This window comes from Xenorhabdus sp. KJ12.1 (assembly GCF_963876495.1).
Taxonomy (GTDB): domain Bacteria; phylum Pseudomonadota; class Gammaproteobacteria; order Enterobacterales; family Enterobacteriaceae; genus Xenorhabdus; species Xenorhabdus stockiae.
The window spans coordinates 1-788 of the sequence record NZ_CAWNQH010000012.1 but is presented as its reverse complement, the minus strand read 5'-3'; the positions used below and the strand labels follow the sequence as shown (position 1 = coordinate 788).

Genomic DNA, 788 nt, shown 5'->3' with positions numbered 1-788 from the left:
TTGTAACGGTAGCGCGTTTGCCCCCAGCGGCTGTCGTCAATCACCCGCACATTATGGGATCGGTCGTATTGCCAGCTCCGGTTAACGGCGGTCGCTTGCGGTGGGAAGTGCGGGTCATTTTGTGCCAGCGTTTCCCTGAAAAACTGAGTCGCCTGTCCTGCCGATTGATGTGCAAGCAGGCCAGTTGCGGTGTAGCGACTGGCAAGGATAAAACCGTTGGCACTTTCGCGCACGATTTCCCGCCCCAGTGCATCATGCTGGAAGGTCAGTGGTGCATGCTGGTTAAGCTGAAAGTGATTCAGACTTCCCGACAGGTTATAACCGAAATGCAGGGTGTTGCCATCCACACTTTCGCTGACCGGACGCCCGGTCAGGCTATCCCACTCACGGGTAATTTCCCGTCCGTTGATGCGTTCGCAAATTGGCAGGCCAGTGATTTTGTCATACTCATATTCGACGACAGCATCGGCGTTAGTGGCTTTCACCAATTGATACCGTTTGTTGTATTCATAAGTGGTGGTGGCTTTAAGTTCTAACTTGCCATCTTCCGGTTGCCAGCTTTCCTGTTTTATTAGTGAACCGGCGGCAGAGTAATACCAGCGGAGTTGTTGGCCGTCAGGATATTGAGTCAGTGTGCGGCGCCCCAGCTTATCGTACTGATACTCAAGGGTACGCCCGGTAAAATCGGTTTCCCGGATAATTTGCCCGGCGGCATCCCGTTCATAGCGATAGGTTTCACCGGTGGAGGCGGTGACAGAATTCAACCGGGTCAGGCGGTCATAACCAAA

General features: G+C 53.4%; 1 pseudogene. It reads right to left on the bottom strand.

Annotation, left to right across the window (positions count from 1 at the left end):
- Positions 1-788 (bottom strand): annotated as a pseudogene (locus AACS92_RS02110) (RHS repeat-associated core domain-containing protein); the annotation flags it as partial.